General features: G+C 64.6%; 16 protein-coding genes. 11 read left to right on the top strand and 5 right to left on the bottom strand.

Translation table 11 applies throughout. The features are described 5' to 3' along the window. The first annotated feature begins 7 nt into the window (after positions 1-7). Entirely contained in the window at positions 8-634 is a 627-nt protein-coding gene (locus AC1D2O_RS13495) for a hypothetical protein (protein WP_478092431.1), read from the top strand. 33 nt (positions 635-667) lie between these two features. Beyond that, entirely contained in the window at positions 668-2,410 is a 1,743-nt protein-coding gene (locus AC1D2O_RS13490; protein ID WP_478092429.1) for a SulP family inorganic anion transporter, read from the top strand. Positions 2,411-2,426: 16 nt separating this feature from the next. Here AC1D2O_RS13490 and AC1D2O_RS13485 read toward each other — a convergent pair whose 3' ends face one another. Both AC1D2O_RS13485 and AC1D2O_RS13480 read right to left on the bottom strand, forming a co-directional pair. Beyond that, positions 2,427-3,059 carry a class I SAM-dependent methyltransferase gene (locus AC1D2O_RS13485; RefSeq protein WP_478157183.1) on the bottom strand — a complete coding sequence of 211 codons (633 nt, stop codon included), beginning with the start codon at positions 3,057-3,059 and terminating at the stop codon, positions 2,427-2,429. A gap of 41 nt (positions 3,060-3,100) precedes the next feature. Next, a complete protein-coding gene (locus AC1D2O_RS13480) occupies positions 3,101-3,454 on the bottom strand; it encodes a hypothetical protein (protein WP_478157181.1) in 354 nt (117 codons plus the stop codon). Positions 3,455-3,806: 352 nt separating this feature from the next. Here AC1D2O_RS13480 and AC1D2O_RS13475 point away from each other — a divergent pair, with 352 nt between their 5' ends. The 5 genes from AC1D2O_RS13475 to AC1D2O_RS13455 all read left to right on the top strand — a co-directional run bounded on the left by AC1D2O_RS13475 (position 3,807) and on the right by AC1D2O_RS13455 (position 8,093). Next, positions 3,807-4,415 carry a cysteine hydrolase family protein gene (locus tag AC1D2O_RS13475; protein WP_478090533.1) on the top strand — a complete coding sequence of 203 codons (609 nt, stop codon included), beginning with the start codon at positions 3,807-3,809 and terminating at the stop codon, positions 4,413-4,415. Between the two features lie 227 nt (positions 4,416-4,642). Then, entirely contained in the window at positions 4,643-5,563 is a 921-nt protein-coding gene (locus AC1D2O_RS13470) for a branched-chain amino acid ABC transporter permease (protein ID WP_478090532.1), read from the top strand. Positions 5,564-5,671: 108 nt separating this feature from the next. Next, positions 5,672-6,616, top strand: coding sequence for a branched-chain amino acid ABC transporter permease (locus tag AC1D2O_RS13465; RefSeq protein WP_478090531.1), 945 nt, complete (start codon positions 5,672-5,674; stop codon positions 6,614-6,616). Then, entirely contained in the window at positions 6,613-7,371 is a 759-nt protein-coding gene (locus AC1D2O_RS13460; RefSeq protein WP_478090530.1) for an ABC transporter ATP-binding protein, read from the top strand. Before AC1D2O_RS13465 ends, AC1D2O_RS13460 begins: the two co-directional genes overlap by 4 nt. Further along, positions 7,368-8,093 carry an ABC transporter ATP-binding protein gene (locus tag AC1D2O_RS13455; protein WP_478090529.1) on the top strand — a complete coding sequence of 242 codons (726 nt, stop codon included), beginning with the start codon at positions 7,368-7,370 and terminating at the stop codon, positions 8,091-8,093. Before AC1D2O_RS13460 ends, AC1D2O_RS13455 begins: the two co-directional genes overlap by 4 nt. Before the next feature lie 72 nt (positions 8,094-8,165). Here the strand turns inward: AC1D2O_RS13455 and AC1D2O_RS13450 are convergent, their stop codons facing one another. The 3 genes from AC1D2O_RS13450 to AC1D2O_RS13440 all read right to left on the bottom strand — a co-directional run bounded on the left by AC1D2O_RS13450 (position 8,166) and on the right by AC1D2O_RS13440 (position 11,700). Beyond that, on the bottom strand, positions 8,166-8,948 hold the full coding sequence (locus AC1D2O_RS13450; protein ID WP_478090528.1) for a cyclase family protein: 783 nt from the start codon (positions 8,946-8,948) through the stop codon (positions 8,166-8,168). 53 nt (positions 8,949-9,001) lie between these two features. Next, positions 9,002-10,597, bottom strand: coding sequence for a phytoene desaturase family protein (locus AC1D2O_RS13445; protein ID WP_478090527.1), 1,596 nt, complete (start codon positions 10,595-10,597; stop codon positions 9,002-9,004). A 98-nt stretch (positions 10,598-10,695) separates the two neighbouring features. Then, positions 10,696-11,700, bottom strand: a complete 1,005-nt coding sequence (locus tag AC1D2O_RS13440) for an AraC family transcriptional regulator (RefSeq protein WP_478090526.1) — start codon at positions 11,698-11,700, stop codon at positions 10,696-10,698. Between the two features lie 357 nt (positions 11,701-12,057). Between AC1D2O_RS13440 and AC1D2O_RS13435 the strand changes: the two genes are divergently transcribed. The 4 genes from AC1D2O_RS13435 to AC1D2O_RS13420 are packed head-to-tail and all read left to right on the top strand — an operon-like array spanning position 12,058 to position 15,809. Next, entirely contained in the window at positions 12,058-13,044 is a 987-nt protein-coding gene (locus AC1D2O_RS13435) for a PDR/VanB family oxidoreductase (protein ID WP_478090525.1), read from the top strand. Between the two features lie 18 nt (positions 13,045-13,062). Then, a complete protein-coding gene (locus AC1D2O_RS13430) occupies positions 13,063-14,421 on the top strand; it encodes an aromatic ring-hydroxylating dioxygenase subunit alpha (RefSeq protein ID WP_478157179.1) in 1,359 nt (452 codons plus the stop codon). Continuing rightward, positions 14,408-14,944 (top strand): aromatic-ring-hydroxylating dioxygenase subunit beta, encoded by a 537-nt coding sequence (locus AC1D2O_RS13425; RefSeq protein WP_478157177.1) that lies wholly within the window; start codon positions 14,408-14,410, stop codon positions 14,942-14,944. The genes AC1D2O_RS13430 and AC1D2O_RS13425 overlap by 14 nt, the downstream gene beginning before the upstream one ends. Positions 14,945-14,990: 46 nt before the next feature. Continuing rightward, positions 14,991-15,809, top strand: coding sequence for an SDR family oxidoreductase (locus AC1D2O_RS13420; protein WP_478086759.1), 819 nt, complete (start codon positions 14,991-14,993; stop codon positions 15,807-15,809). Positions 15,810-15,815 lie beyond the last annotated feature (6 nt).

Raw genomic sequence — 15,815 nt, 5'->3', positions numbered from 1 at the left:
CGCGACCATGAAAGGATCATTCAGCAAGATGCTTGCGGCTCCCCTGGCCGTCCTGGTCTTGGTCAGCTTTGCGTGGACCCCTGTGGCCGAGGCCGCGGGCGATCGCGGCGGTGGGGGCGGGGGCCGCGGCGGTGGTGGCGGCGGTGGCGGGGGCGGGGCTCGTGCGAGCGCCGGCGGAGGCGGTGGAGGCGCCCGCGCTGGGGGCGGTGGCGGTGGCGGCGCTGCGGCTGCGGGCGGCGGCAGGCAGGCCGCGCAGGTCAACAACAGCAGGGCCGACACGCGGACCAATGACGTCCGAAGTGCCAGCGCGAACAACGTCAACAGCAACCGCAATGCCAACGTCAACGCCAACCGCAATACGAACGTCAACGCCAATCGGAACGTCAACGTCAATGTCGCCGGCAACAACAACTGCTGCGGCGGCGGCTGGGACAATGACTACCATCCGGTCGCCGGCGCGGTGGCCGTCGGCGCCGCGGTGGCCGTGACTTCGGCCGTGGTGGGCTCGATGGTGAATACCGTGCCGGCCAACTGTGTCCCGGTCAACTACAGCGGCATGGTGTACCAGCAGTGCGGCAGCCAGTGGTATCAGCCGCAGGGATCCCAATACGTGGTGGTCAATCCACCGTACTGATGCCGCGGCGGCCACCCGGGCCGGAGTTCAACCATGACTCAACCAGCAGAACCTGTGCCAGCGCGGGCGGAAGACGCCCAGGTGCGCGGCTGGCGCGCTGCCTTTCCGCCGGCGCAGTGGCTGGCGTCCTATCAGCCCAAGTGGCTGGCCAACGACGCCATCGCCGGCGTCACCCTGGCCGCCTACGGCATCCCGGTGTCGCTGGCCTATGCCACGCTGGCCGGCCTGCCGCCGCAGTACGGCATCTACTGCTACCTGGTCGGCGGCCTGTTCTACGCGCTGTTCGGCACGTCGCGCCAACTGGCGATCGGACCCACTTCCGCGATCTCGATGCTGGTCGGCGTGACCGTGGCCGGCATGGCGCAAGGCGATCCGGATCGCTGGGCCAGCATCGCGGCGCTGACCGCATTGCTGATCGCGGCCATGTGCGCGCTGGCATGGCTGCTGCGCTTGAGTTCGCTGGTCAACTTCATCAGCGAGACCATCCTGCTCGGCTTCAAGGCCGGCGCCGCCTGCACCATCGCGCTGACCCAGCTGCCCAAGCTGTTCGGCGTCAAGGGAGGCGGTGAATCCTTCTTCGAGCGCCTCGTCATACTCGGCGGCCAGATCCCCGAGACCAACCTCGCCGTGCTGGCCTTCGGCCTCGTGGCGCTGATTCTGCTGTTGCTGGCGGAGAAGTACTTGCCGGGCCGCCCGGCCGCGTTGTTCGTGGTGGTGGCCTCCATCGTCGTGCTGTCGGTGACTCCGCTGGGCGACCTGGGCTTCAAGGTGGTCGGCGCGCTGCCCCAGGGGCTTCCGGACTTCAAGCTGCCCGGCTTGCGGGTGCGCGACGTGGAAGGCGTGATTCCGCTCGCGTTCGCCTGCCTGCTGCTTTCCTACGTGGAGAGCGTCTCGGCCGCACGCGCCCTGGCCGAAGCCCACAAATACGAGATCGATCCGCGCCAGGAATTCCTGGGGCTCGGTGCGGCCAATCTCGGCGCGGCTTTTTTCCAGGCCTATCCGGTGGCTGGCGGCCTCTCGCAATCGTCGGTCAACGACAAGGCCGGCGCCAAGACACCGCTGGCGCTGGTGTTCGCCTCGGTGACGATCGGCCTGTGCCTGATGTTCCTGACCGACGGGCTGAAGAACCTGCCCAACGTCGTCCTCGCTGCCATCGTTCTGGTGGCCGTCAAGGGGCTGGTGGACATCGGCGAGATGAAGCGACTCTGGCGGGTCAGCCGCTACGAGTTCGCGGTGTCGATGATCGCCTTCGTCGCGGTGCTGTTGCTGGGCATCCTCAATGGCGTCATCGTCGCGGTGCTGGCGTCGCTGGTGCTGCTGATCCGCCGCGTCGCGTCCCCGCATGTGGCCACCCTCGGACGCATACCGGGCACGCGGAAGTTCTCCGACATCGAGCGCAACCCCGACAACACGGCGGTGCCGGGCGTGCTCGCCTTCCGCGTCGATGCGGCCCTGCTCTATTTCAACGCCGAGCACGTGCGCGAGGCCGTGCGCCAGATGCGTCGCTCCGCCCCCGGCACGCTGAAGCTGGTGGTCTGCGACCTGTCGACCTCGCCCCAGGTCGACATGGCCGGGGCGAGGATGCTGGCCAAACTGCACCAGGAACTCGCCGAAGCGGGCATCCGCATGCGGTTGGTTGCGGCGCATGCCCCGGTTCGCGACCTTCTCCGCGCCGAAGGACTGGAAGAGAGCGTGGGCTACTTCGGGCGCCGGATCTCGGTGGCCGACGTCATCGACGAGCTGGAGGGGCGCAAGACGGCAGAAACACCGGGGTGAGTGAGGGCCCCGGCGCTCAGGGTGCCGGCTTGCGCCACACACTCGCCAGCCAGGGCTGCTGTTCGCGCGGCATGCCGGACGGTCGGTAGTAGTGTGCCAGTTCGGTGAAGCGGGCTGCCGACATGTATCGGCGCCAGGCGTCCAGGTCGTGGAAGGCGCCGTAGCGGTCGCCGTTCCAACCCTCCTGGCCATCGCCACGGGGGTTCGAGCTGAACAGCACGCCGCCCGGCTTGAGCGTCGCGTGGAGGTCGCCCAGTACGCGCGGCAATTCCTGACCGGGGACGTGGAACAGCGCCGCATTCGCGAACACGCCGTCGAAGTGGCCGGCCGGCAGACTCAGCTGGAGGAAATCCTGCTGCAGGACCTCGCACCCGCTGTACGCCCGCGCCATCGCGGCGAGCCGCTCGGACCCCTCCAGTCCTGTCGCGTGGTGGCCGAGTCGCTGGAATGTCATGAGGTCGCGCCCGGGCCCGCAGCCGAAATCCAGGATCTTGAACGGCGGATCCGTCTCGATGTACTGCAGGAGCGCCGCGATGTTCTGACTGACGTCGTGGTCCCGCGTGCCTTGCCAGAATTCTTCCGCGTGCAGGTCGTAGTGCCCGAGCGTCACGGCGGCGATCCGCCCAAGGTCGTTAGATGAAAGATGCATATTCGGCTCCTCCCTGATTCTCGCCCAGCGGCTAGACGCCATCAGGCAAGGGGCGGAGTCGGATGGCAGCCTGGCTTGGCGAATGCGATCGCCGCGGCTTGCAGTTCGGGCACCAGGGTCATGAGCCGGCGGGTGAGCCAGTACAACTGGGAGGCATCGATCGGGTTGGGCAACCTGAGGATGTTGACCAAGCGTCGCGGGCGGTCCCCGAAGGCCAGGGCGGTCAGCGGCTCGAGGACCGTTGCCAGGTCGTTTCGTCCGTGCTCGTCCAGAAGATCATGTGCATCCAGACATCGCCAGATGGCTTGCACGGCGTGTTCGCACAACTCGGCATCCGACGGCGGCGGCGTCATTGCCTCCGGGTCGCTCGATGGACTCAGCGGCATCGGCGGCATGCCGCGCGCTTCTTGGCGTACCAGGTGTGTTCGTGAAGGCATGGGCTGCTCCTTCAGCCAGACACGATACGCCGCAGCGAGGCGTACGGCAATGCCTCAACCGGTGCGGTCACCCGGGCTTTGCCGAGGAGGCGTCTGAATCTCTCGAGAAGCCTCCAAAACCGGACAGAAAGGCGGGCGAGATTGCGCATCTCGGATAGCCAGGCAACGCGACACTGCGCAGACTTGCGATTCCCGACCGGGTGCAGCAGAACGAAGACAGGGCGCCCCGTCTGCGGCCGGGCGACCAGGGGATCCGGTTCGCACGCCGTCGGCGTACAAGGCCCGGCATTCTCTTGAAGGAAGGAATCTCATGACCTCTCGCGCGGCCGTTCTCGCATTGCACTACCAGAATGAAGTGCTTCATCCCGATGGCCGCATCCGTGTCGGATTGGCAGAAAACGACCCGGTGCGAGACCGCGTGATCGGCGCCGCGCAGCGGTTGCTCGCAGGCGCCCGGAAGATGCAGTTGCCGATCATCCATGTTCGCATTGCCTTTCGCCCGGACTATGCGGACTGCCCCAGGAACACGCCGATCTTCCGCAAGACCGTCGAGCTCGGTGCGGTCAAGGACGGAGAGTGGGGCGCCGAGTTCATGAAATCACTGGCGCCGCAGCAAAGCCATCGTGAGTTCGTGGTGACTCACACGCGCATCAGCGCCTTCGTCGGCACCTCTGTCGATCAGACCCTGCGCATGCTTGACGTCACGCATTTGATCGTTGCCGGTGTTGCAACGCACTCCGTGGTCGAAAACACGGTGCGGGACGCGGCGGATCGTGGATACGAGATCCTGGTGGCGGCCGACGCATGTGCTGCAGGCGCGCCGCAGGTGCACGAAGGCGCGTTGACCAGCATGGGGCTCATCGCGGGCATCACCGATGTGAACGGTGCGCTGAAGGCGGTGGCGGGTGGCACGTTGTGATCCCTCGGCCGGACGCTTGCGTCGTCGCGGAAATCGGATAGGCCGGTTTTTGTGGCTGCCGATTCTGGATATGCGGGCGCGAGCCTCGTCGATAGACTTCACCGCATCCTGACGATGAATACGCCCATGTTCCAGTGCGACCAGACACGCCTTCCCTGTCCGGCTTGCAGTCGGTGTCGAACGCCATGCGACACCGATCGAATCGAGTGCAGCCAAGGGAACATGTCGTGACCGCAGCAGTCATCATCGAGCAGTTGCTCCATGGGCTCGGCTATGGCCTCATGCTGTTTCTCCTGGCTGCGGGCTTGACCCTCGTGTTCGGCGTCATGGACACGATGAACCTCGCCCACGGGACGCTGTTCATGCTGGGCGCGTACTTCGGCGCGGTCGCGCATCAAGCGTCCGGCTCCTTCGTCGTCGCCGTCTTGTTCGCCGTCGTTGCGACCGTCGCACTCGCTGCCCTGCTGGAGTGCACGTTGATGCGTCGGCTTTATGCGAAGAGCCACCTCGTTCAGGTGACGGCGACCCTGGGGATCATCCTGATCGCCGATGACGCCGTGAAACTCGTTTGGGGCGCAGCGCCGATCCTCGCAGAGATGCCGCCCATGCTGACCGGTCCGCTCTACATCGTCGATGGCTGGTCCTATCCCGCCTACCGCGTGCTGATACTTCTCGCTGGCCTTGCCGTCGCGTTCTTCCTGTACGCCATTGTGAATCACACCCGGTTGGGGATGCTGGTGCGGGCCGGCGCATCCAATCGGGGCATGGCTGAACTGATGGGTGTCCGCGTCAGCGCCGTGTTCGCCGCAGTCTTTGCGCTCGGCGCAGCGCTTGCCGGGCTCGCTGGCGCGCTCATGGGGCCGATCACTTCCGTCCAGGTCGGAATGGGCGAATCCATCATGATCCCGGCCCTCATCGTCATCGTGATCGGCGGGATCGGGTCGATTCGAGGCGCCTTTCTCGCGGCGTTGATCGTCGGCCTGGTCGACACCGTCGGGCGCGCCTTCGCGCCGGCCTTCCTGCGTCAGTTCATGCAGCCCTCCCTGGTCTCCGACGTGGCACCGGCGCTGGCCAGCATGCTCACCTACGTGCTGATGGCGGCGGTCCTTTGCTACCGTCCCAGTGGCCTGTTCCCCGCCCGTGGCTGAGAGGATCGACCTATGAGCCTCGATGCCCCCCTCGAAAACGCGCCTCGGTTCGAGGCGCCGAGTCTTGCGCCTCCTGCATCGCGCCGGCTGAGCGACCATGTCCTGCCGATGGTGCTCGTCGCCTTGCTGCTGGTACTGCCCATGCTGACTGCGGCGTTCGACCTCGACTACTACCTGAGCTTCCTTCGTCGAGTGATGATCATGGCGCTGGCTGCCACAAGCCTGAACCTGCTCGTCGGCTACGGCGGGATGTTCGCACTCGGTCACGCGGGCTTCATGGGCGTCGGGGCCTACGCAGTCGTTGCGTTGACGGAAGCAGGACTTGTGTCGGCCTGGATCATATGGCCGCTGTCCGCAGCGATCGCCGCACTCGCTGCAGCCGCCATCGGATCCGTTGCATTGCGCGCCAAGGGCGTGTATTTCATCATGAGCACGCTGGCGTTCGCCCAGATGCTCTACTACCTGGCAAGCTCGCTTCGGATCTACGGTGGCGACGACGGCCACAGCCTGACGACCCTGCCGTCATTGGGCGCCGGGCTCGACATCAAGGACGATGCGACGTTCTATGGGGTGGTCGTGATTCTTGTCACCGCCTGCTTTGCAGGAACCACCTGTTTCCTGCGTTCGCGCTTCGGGCGTGCGTTGTGTGCGGTGCGTGACAACGAGACACGCATGACCGCCCTGGGCTATCCCGTCTTCAAGATCCGCTTCCTGACTTTCGTCCTTGCCGGCGCGGTTGCGGGGCTCGCAGGCGCCCTGCTCGTCACGCACAACGGCTTCGTGAGCCCCTCCAGCATGCACTGGTCGCAATCCGCCAACATGCTCGTCATCGTTGTGCTCGGTGGGCTGGGCTGGCGCTGGGGTGCGGTCGTGGGCGTTTGCGTCTGGATGGTGCTTGAAGAAGTCTTGCGGCAATGGACCGAGTACTGGCACTGGCCCTTGGGCGTGCTGCTCATCATCATCGTTCTGGCGGCGCCGCGCGGGCTTTGCGCCCTGATCGCCTCGTGGCGCTCGAACGTCGACTCCTCCTCCCACCAGGCGCCTCCATCGTGAACCAGGCTTCTCTTCTTCGGGTTGTGGGTCTGCGCAAATCCTTTCAAAAGCTGGTCGCCACCGATGACGTCAGTCTGGATGTCCTGCCACGCGAGATCCATGCGTTGATCGGTCCCAATGGAGCGGGAAAGAGCACTTTGGTGAATCTCATCTCCGGGCATATTCCCGTCGATGGTGGATCCATCAGCCTCGCAGGGGTGGACCTGACGCGCATGTCAGCCCATGCACGGGTCCGCGCGGGCATGTCGCGGTGTTTCCAGGTCACCAGTATCTTTCGGGACGACAGTGTCCTCGACAATCTGCGTCTGGCAGTGCAGGCCAGTTCACCCCATCCGCTGAAAGCATGGGGCCATCGGGATGCGGAGCCCGAACTGGTCGAACGTGCCGTCGAGCTTGCACGAAGGGTCGGTCTGCTCGAGTCGCTCGCGCAGACCGCCGGGACGCTGCCTCATGGCGCGCAACGCCAACTCGACATCGCGCTGTCCCTGGCATCGGCTCCCAAGCTTCTGGTATTGGACGAGCCCATGGCCGGAATGGGGCCGCACGAATCGGAGCGCATGACACTGCTCATTCAAGAACTACGGCGAGACATGGCCATTCTGCTCATCGAGCATGACATGGACGCCGTGTTCCGGCTCGCCAACCGGATCTCGGTCCTTGTGGGGGGTCGGGTCATCGCGACCGGGGATGGCGCCACCATCCGGAACGATCCCAACGTCCAATCCGCCTACCTCGGATCCGAGGCGCTGTCATGACCGCAACGTCTCTACTGAGCTGCAGGAATCTGACGGCCAAGTACGGTGCAAGCCAGGTCCTGTTCGGCATCGATCTGGACATTCACGCGGGTCAGGTGGTCTCGCTTCTCGGGCGCAACGGCATGGGCAAGAGCACGACGATCAAGAGTCTGCTTGGCGTGCTCCGGTCGGTCACGGGTGACACCTGGTTCGCCGATCGCCCGCTTGCCGGCCTGCGCGCTGATGCCATCGCGCGGCTTGGGATCGCCGTCGTACCGGAGGGCCGTCAGTGCTTTCCCAATCTCACCGTCCGCGAGCATCTGATGGCGTTTGCCCGCCCGCCGGTTGCGGCCGGACGCGAAGCGCCGCAATGGACGCCGTCGCGGCTGTTCAAGCTCTTTCCTCGCCTGGCGGAGCGGCAGCGGAATTTTGGAAATCAACTCTCGGGAGGTGAGCAACAGATGCTCGCTATCGCCCGAGCGCTTTCGACCAATCCACGGTTGTTGGTCCTCGACGAGGCCACGGAGGGGCTCGCGCCCTTGATCCGCGAAGAGATCTGGAACTGCCTGAGGCTTCTGCGCTCAGAGGGACAGACGACGTTGGTCGTTGACAAGTATGTCGACCGCCTGCTCGCCATTGCGGATCAGCACGTTGTCCTCGAGCGGGGTCGCGTGGTCTGGCGCGGCGATTCGCAATCGTTGGCGAACGACAGATCCATCTGGACGCGGTACCTGAGCGTCTGAGGCCCGCGGCTTTGCCACCCCAAGGGCCCCAGAGAGCCACGGCGTTTGCCTTGGACCGGGGCCCCGGACTGGCTACTGCACCAGCGCCAGCACGCGCAACGGTGACCCTGAACCGCCTTCGATCTTCAAGGGCGCCGCGACGATCAGCGCACCCTGCGGCGGCAACTGGTCCAGGTTCCTCAGGCACTGAAGGCCATATTTGTTCGCGCCATGCATGAGGGTGTGACACGGGTAGCCGAGCGTCCAGCTGTGAGACTGGCCTGCATCGGTGTTGATGGTCTCGACCCCGAAGCCTCGAACGTCACGCTCGCGTATCAGCCACTCGACCGCCTCCGGTGTGGGGCCTGGTGTGTGCGGGCCGTCTTCGCGCATGTTGACGAAGGACGCGGGGTCGACGATGCGCCTGCTCCAGTCGGTTCGGAACAGCAGCCAGGCCCCGGCCTGGATCCGGCCGTGACGCTGTTCCCAAGCCTGAAGGAACTCGACGGTGAGAAGCCAGTCGGGGTCGCGGGCGACCTCCGCACTGGCGTCGACGACACAGGCCGGTCCGAAGAACTGATGAGGGTCGATCGTGTCGACCGTGTTGTTCGCGTGGTCCTTGCCGGTCACCCAGTGAACAGGTGCATCGAAGTGAGTACCCGTGTGCTCGCCGCAGGAGAAATTGTTCCAGTACCAGCCTGGGCCGGCCTCGTCATAGTGCGAGATGCGTTCCATCTTGAAACCTGCCACCTGGCCGAACTGCGGGGGCAGTTGAAGCGCCGGAAAATCGGGCGACAGGGTGTGCGTCAGGTCGACGACGCGTACGGCGCCGCTGGCAAGGCCTTGTGCCAACTCAATAAGCGAAGAGGTTGTCATTGGGTGCTCGTTCTCCTGGGTTGTTGAATTCAGTTGTGCGCCGGTCGCTTGCCCTAGGCGGCTCCCAGCGCCTTGGCCATGTGAAACCCCGACCCTCCGCCCAGACCCGGACCGGGATGCGTCGATGCTCCGATATGCCAAAGGCGGGAGATCGGTGTTTCGTGGTTGCGTAGCGAACGCGACTGGCGCCAGAGGAACGACTGATCGAGGCCGCAATCGCCGCCGTAGGGGTCACCACCGACCAGGTTGATATTGAGCCGCTCCAGGTCAGTGGGCGAGATGACGTGGCGGGCGAGAATGCTGCGCTCGAGATTTGGCACATGCCTGGCGATGCTCGCCACGATCCGATCTGCATACGCCTCGCGCAAGGCAACAGACCACTGTCCCCCCGGCGCCACTTCAATCTCGCCAGCGGCATCGCCGACGGGCTCGCGCGGGCATTCCGGCAGCTGAATCCACAGGATGTGACGCCCCGGGGGCGCACGACTTGGATCGAAGGCCGTGGGCTGCGCGATGCAAATGGTGGGCTCGGCCGGCAGAAGTCCGCGCTCTGCCTCGTTGACGGCCCGCGACACGGCGTTGGCGCCGCCGGTGAGGTGCAGGTAGCCGACCCGTGCCAGTTCGTCATTCGACCATTCCGGCGCTTCTGAAAGAGCGAGATGGATCTGCATGTTGCCCTTCCCGTAGCGCCACTTCTGCGCGTGGACCCTCACCTCGGAAGGAATTTGGTCTGACGTCAGGAGTCGGCCGTAGAGCTGGGTCGGCGTGACGTTGCAAATGACCTCGGCAGCGCGATGTTCACGCCCGTCAGCCAACTGCACGCCGACAGCGCGCCCGTTCTGGACCAGGATTCGAGCCACGTCGGCGTGGGTCTCGAACTCGCCGCCGGCATCGACGATCAGGCGCTGAAATGCGTGGACGAAATTTGCGTTTCCGCCACGAACGATCGGCATGCCCACCGATTCCACGGTGAATGCGACCACCTTGGCCATGAGCGCCGACAACGGTGCGTCGGGACCCAGCCCGCAATGCAGCACCCAGGGCGCCAGGAGGGCGCCTGGCAGATCGGAACCGAAGGCTTGTTCGAGCCATGTGCGCGCGGTCGGCATCATGCTGCCAATGAAGCCAGCCATTCCATGCGCGCCTTCCTTCCATGCGGCGGCCGCCAGCGTCTTGGCGGTGCCGAGGCGCCAGAGCTCATTGCCGAGCAACGAGAACACGAGCGGCGCCTGCTGCGTGATCTCCTCCACTGCGGCAGCGTAGGCAGCGCCATCGCCCGAGTGGATGGCATCGAAGCGGGCGAGGTTCGCCTCGCGCGAGGTGGACAACACGACGTGACGTCCGTCGGGCAACAGCGCGCCGGTCGGCAAGGTGGTGTTGGCGTAAAGCAGACCTGCATCGTGGAGTGCGCTACCCAATGCAGCGTAGGCCGGCCCGACCAGGAAAAGCGGGTGTGCGGTCGACAGCGTGTCGTGTCGAAAGCCGGGCAGGGTGAGCTCATCCGTACGGATGCAGCCGCCGAGTGTGGCTTCGCGCTCGAGAACACGAACCTTGCGGCCGCTGCGCGCCAGCAGTGCCGCGCAAACCAGCGAATTGATGCCGCTGCCGACGATTAACGCGTCGATGCGGCGATTGGAGGCATAGGACATGGCCCCATGGTGCTGCGAGCGGCGTTGCGCGGCTATCCGCTACGCACCTTTCGACGTGCGGAACTATCCGAATTTCGCAGCGTTGGGCGGGCCTGGCCTCAGGACAGACGGCCGGTCTGGCGCGGCAACTCACCGAATCGCTCGCGGTAGTAGGCCGAGAATCGACCCAGATGGCCAAAGCCGTGCGCCATCGCGGCTTCGGTCACGCTGATGGGCGACGTAGCGAGCCGATCGCGCGCGGCCTCGAGGCGCAGGTTTCGCAGCAGCACCATGGGAGCGACGCCGCGGTGCTGATGGCACAGGGCATTCAGGCTGCGCGGAGAAATGCCAGCCGCACGGGCCAGGTCGGCCAGGGAGATCGGTGCGAACAGGCGGCTGCGAATGTAGCGTTCCAGCTGATCGAGCCGGGCGTTTTCCGAGGCATTTGCTGGAACTTCGCCTGAATCTCCGTCAACGCCAGGTCGTTCAGACCGGCGTGCAGAGGGTTGGTGAGTGAGAAGAAATGATGCTGCGGTGCGCTCGAACTGGCCGAGCCATGCCGGGTGCAGGGAGGACGCGTCGTGGGTCGGCAGCAGTGCGAGCAATTGGCGCAGCAACGCGTGCCAATGGACGGCAAGCTTGGCGTCCAGCTTGAACAAGGGGTCGACCCAAGGCATCGAATCGCCCTCGACGCCTGACTTGCCCCATGTGCCGTGCACCAGGTCGCCAGGAATCTTCAGGATGAGCTGCTTGCAGCCCTGCTGCCATAGAAGGCGCACACGCTGAAACGGAGCGATGACCGCGATCTCGCCTTGCGCCACCTGCACCGACCGACCTTCGACTTCGATCTCGGATGCGCCCAGCAGCGGCATCTGCACCAGAATGAAATCTTCGAAGACGTCGGGAGTCACCTCGACCTCGGCTCCGTAGCTCAGGATCATGAGGCTGATACGCTCGAGGTGCCTCTTGTACAACGAGGTTGTCACCTCGCCTCTCCCCCAGCGCAAGCTGTGATTCACGATTGCGCGACTGAGCTCGCTGTGCGATTCCACCGCCGAGCGTGAACTGAACACGGGGCTCTTGTAGATCTGCGCAAGATTCAGCGCTGGGGCAGCGGCATTCATGAGGGCCTTTCTGACCCCATCTTGCGGCCGCATTCAGGGCCGATCTGCGTGAGGTCTACATAATTTAATCCTAAAGCACCTGGGAACTGCCGGCATCAGGGTCAGCCCGGGGTTGAGTGACCAGGTCGCTTGTGCACCCAGTGCAAGATCGATGCCATGGGCATCACCTGCTGATTCACCGCGCCGCCCTCGGCTCGGATCRCCGCGGGATTTCCATCGCCCGGAAGAATTGTCCGAAATTGGCAACCGAATGCACCCCATCCATCCGAATCCGGCAAAAGTCCATGCCGGTTGCTGATTGCGGATAAGAGATGCCAGCTTCGGCTTTTGCGGTCGGACACGAGTCAATAGATTCGCATGCATGCTCTTGTCGTCACTGCCGGATTCATGCCCACACTCGAATTGCGCGTCGAGAAGATAGACGCCATCACACCGCGCATCCGCCGCCTGGTGCTCGCCACAGCCGACGGCAGCGCCGTGCCGTCCTACGAGCCTGGCGCGCATCTCGAGTTGCACGTGCCGGATGAAGACGGAACCGTGCGCCTTCATCGCGCCTATTCGCTGGTCACGCCGGCCGATGGCGGCAGTCGCTACGAGATCGCGGTGCAGCGCGAGGACGGGGGCGACGGTGGGTCGCGCTGGGTGCATGGTCTCCAGGAAGGCGCGAGCGTCAAGGCGTCGACGCCCCGCAATCTGTTTGCACTCGCGCCGTCGGCTCAAGATCACTTGCTTCTGGCTGCGGGGATCGGCATCACCCCCATTCTGTGCATGGCGCGAGCGCTGCGGCACGCGCAGGCACCATTCACGCTCCACTACGCCGCGCGCAGCCCGAAGGAGGCGGCCTACTGTGAAGAGATCGCATCGATGCCAGGCGCTCGCTGCTGGTTCGACGGCGGCGATCCGCAGCAGGGGCTGCCGCTGGGCGAAGCCATTGGGGCGGCTGCTCCACACCGTCACTTGTACGTGTGCGGACCGAAGGGATTCATTGCGGCTGCGCTCGCAGCGGCGCTGGCGCTTGGGTGGGACGAGTCCACCCTGCACTGCGAACTGTTCGCTGGTTCGCTGGAGGCCGCAGGCGACCGAGCGTTCAGTGTCGACCTGGCCGTGAGCGGCTGCACGCTGGACGTGCCGGCGGGCACGACCGTGCTCGAAGCCATGGAGGCTGCCGGCCTGGATCCGATGTTCGATTGTCGTCGAGGGGATTGCGGCGTTTGCGTCGTCAAGGTCCTGGGCGGTGAACCGGATCATCGCGACATGTGCCTGTCTCCGCGAGACCGTGAAAGTGGCTCGTTCTGCGCTTGTGTTTCGCGGGCCCGCTCGGACCGCCTTGTGCTCGAAATCTGACTCCTGAAGGAAATCCCAATGACACTCACCCATGAGGAAATCGCAGCGCTTGTGCGCCCGGACAGTGTGCACAAGAGCGTCTATACGGACCCGCGCATCTTTGCACTCGAGATGGATCGCATCTATGGCCAGGCATGGATCTACGTAGGCCATGAGAGCCAGGTTCCCGCCCTGGGCGACTATCACACGACGCGCCTCGGCGACCAGGATGTGGTGATGGTGCGCGCTGCGGACAAGAAGGTCCACGTGCTGTACAACCGCTGCCCTCACAAGGGCGCGAAGCTGGTCGCAGAGGGAGACGGCTGTGCCGGCAAGTTCTTCCGTTGTCCTTACCACGCATGGACTTTCAAGCTGGATGGAAGTCATCTGTCTGCGCCGCTGAAGAGCGGGCTGGAAAACACCAACTATGACCCGGCTCATCCGGACTTCTCGATGCGGTCGCTGGCCCGTGTCGAAAGCTATCGCGGGTTCGTGTTCGCAAGCCAGTCGGGCGATGGTCCTGATCTGCGCGGCTTTCTCGGCGGGGTGATCTCGTCGATCGACAATCTGTGCGATCGCTCGCCGGTGGGCGAGGTGGAAGTGGCCGGTGGCACCTTCCGGGTGATGCAGGAGTCGAACTGGAAGGTGTTCTACGAGAACCTGCATGACACCATGCATGCGCGCGTGACGCACGAGTCTTCCGTCGTGGCTGCGCGCGAAGAAGCGAAGGCGCTCGGTGAGATGCCCTTCGAGCTGCTGATCATGGACGGCAACGGTGAGCCCTATGAGTTTTGGGAAAAGCTCGAGTTGCGGGCCTACGAGAACGGGCACGGCTACATGGAGGCGATCTTCGACCCTGCGGCCGCCACGCGAGACGCTGTGTCGCGGGCGCACTTCAAGTCGCTTGCGGATGTGCACGGCGAAGAGCGAGCACGGGAGATCCTCGGCATGAACCGTCACAACACCATCGTCTACGGCAGCGGATCGCCGCACACCGTGTTCCAGCAGTTCCGCGTGATCCGTCCTGTCAGCGTGAACCGCACCATGGTCGAGATCCAGACCTTCCGCCTCAAGGGCGCACCGCCCGAGGTGTTCGATCGTGCGCTGACCTACGCCAACGTGATCAACTCGCCGTCGTCCAATGTGATGCCTGATGACGTGGAGGTCTATCGTCGCTGCCAGCAGGGCAACATGACGCGTGGAGGCGAATGGGTCAGCTTGCATCGCTACCTTGGAACGGACAAGTCCACCGACGACGGCATGGTTTCCACCAACGGAACAAGCGAATTGCCGATGCGAAATCAGTTCGCCACCTGGAAGAAGTACATGCTGACCACACCATCCAAACCTGTTCATCTGCTGCGGCAGGACAAGGAGGCTGGCTGTGCAACTGCTTGATCGCCGCTTCGATGTCTCTACGGCGCCTGTGTCGCAAGCTTCCCTGTCGGTCGAAGCGCGCCGCATCATCGAGGACTTTGTGTTTCKCGAGGCCCGTCTGCTTGACGATCGCCAATTTTCGGAATGGTTGGGTCTGTGGACCGACGACGGCCGCTATTGGGTGCCGCGCTTCCACGGACAGGCCGACCCCTTCGAGACCGTTTCTCTTTTCTGGGAGGACCGGATGTTGCGCGAAGTCAGGGTGCGCCGCCTGGAAAACGCGCGCAACTGGTCGCAACAGCCGGTGACGCGCAGTGCGCATGTGGTGGGGGGCGTGACGATCGAAGGCCTCGATGCGGATGGCCACCTCATTGTTCGATCGAGCTTCCAGTTGACCGATTGGCGCCTGGAGCAGCGCCAGCTCGCTGGTGCGGTGTTCCACAAGTTGGCTGCCTCGCCCGAAGGCGGCTGGAAGATCGTGCTCAAGCGCGTTGACCTCGTGAACTGTGACGCCGTGTTCGGCAATCTGGAGGTTTTCATTTGATCGCCAAGCGTTCCATCAGGCAGCGTCGCATGCAAGGACTGCAATCATGAACGCGGCTTGCGAGAGCGGTCGACTGAAGGGTCGGGTCGCCATCGTGACCGGCGCCACACAGGGCCTGGGTGCCGATATTGCGCGGGGACTTGCCGCGGACGGCGCTACCGTGTACGTGCTCGGGCGCGGCAGGGAGGCCGGCACGGCCGTGGCGACTTCGATCGGAGATGGTGCGATCTTCATGGAAGTCGATATCACGGACGACCAGGCAATCGATCGTTGCATCGGAGCGGTCCTTGCGCGCTTCGGGCGTCTCGACTTGCTGGTCAACAACGCCTGCAGCTACGACGACGACGGTCTTGCGTCGAACCGTGAGCAATGGCATCGCACGCTCGGCGTCAACCTGGTGTCGGCCGCGATCTTCACGCAGAAAGCGGCGGAACACATGGCGCCTGGAAGCGCCGTGGTCAACATCACCAGCACAGGCGGAAAGTTCGGCGCCGACGGCCGTGCGATCTACCCGGCTTCAAAGGCCGCTTTGATCCAGATCACGAAGAACTTCGCGGTGACGTTGGCGCCGCGCGGAATTCGAGTCCTTTCCGTGTCGCCGGCGTGGACCTGGTCGCCGTCGGTCGAACGCATGAGTGCCGGCTCCATCGAGACTGCGGACGCGGTCGGCGCACATTTCCATCCCTTGGGTCGCGTCGGCCGGGGCGTCGAAGTCGCCCGCGTGGTGGCGTTTCTCGCCAGTGCGGAGGCCTCATGGATGACGGGCGTCGACGTGCCTGTGGATGGCGGCTTCTCCATCCTGGGGCCGGACCGTGGCGTTTCGCCGCGGGTCTGGTTCGAGCGGTTGGGCCCTTCGGTGGAGTAGCAACGT

The organism is Variovorax sp. P1_G12 (assembly GCF_056405555.1).
The sequence above is the reverse complement of the archived record's forward strand: the minus strand, read 5'-3'. Positions and strand labels throughout refer to the sequence as shown.

Coding starts and splice junctions, on each gene's coding strand:
- AC1D2O_RS13495 (WP_478092431.1), top strand. CDS start 8: ATGAAAGGATCATTCAGCAAGATGCTTGCGGCTCCCCTGGCCGTCCTG.
- AC1D2O_RS13490 (WP_478092429.1), top strand. CDS start 668: ATGACTCAACCAGCAGAACCTGTGCCAGCGCGGGCGGAAGACGCCCAG.
- AC1D2O_RS13485 (WP_478157183.1), bottom strand. CDS start 3,059: ATGCATCTTTCATCTAACGACCTTGGGCGGATCGCCGCCGTGACGCTC.
- AC1D2O_RS13480 (WP_478157181.1), bottom strand. CDS start 3,454: ATGCCGCCGATGCCGCTGAGTCCATCGAGCGACCCGGAGGCAATGACG.
- AC1D2O_RS13475 (WP_478090533.1), top strand. CDS start 3,807: ATGACCTCTCGCGCGGCCGTTCTCGCATTGCACTACCAGAATGAAGTG.
- AC1D2O_RS13465 (WP_478090531.1), top strand. CDS start 5,672: ATGGTGCTCGTCGCCTTGCTGCTGGTACTGCCCATGCTGACTGCGGCG.
- AC1D2O_RS13455 (WP_478090529.1), top strand. CDS start 7,368: ATGACCGCAACGTCTCTACTGAGCTGCAGGAATCTGACGGCCAAGTAC.
- AC1D2O_RS13450 (WP_478090528.1), bottom strand. CDS start 8,948: ATGACAACCTCTTCGCTTATTGAGTTGGCACAAGGCCTTGCCAGCGGC.
- AC1D2O_RS13445 (WP_478090527.1), bottom strand. CDS start 10,597: ATGTCCTATGCCTCCAATCGCCGCATCGACGCGTTAATCGTCGGCAGC.
- AC1D2O_RS13440 (WP_478090526.1), bottom strand. CDS start 11,700: ATGAATGCCGCTGCCCCAGCGCTGAATCTTGCGCAGATCTACAAGAGC.
- AC1D2O_RS13435 (WP_478090525.1), top strand. CDS start 12,058: ATGCATGCTCTTGTCGTCACTGCCGGATTCATGCCCACACTCGAATTG.
- AC1D2O_RS13430 (WP_478157179.1), top strand. CDS start 13,063: ATGACACTCACCCATGAGGAAATCGCAGCGCTTGTGCGCCCGGACAGT.
- AC1D2O_RS13420 (WP_478086759.1), top strand. CDS start 14,991: ATGAACGCGGCTTGCGAGAGCGGTCGACTGAAGGGTCGGGTCGCCATC.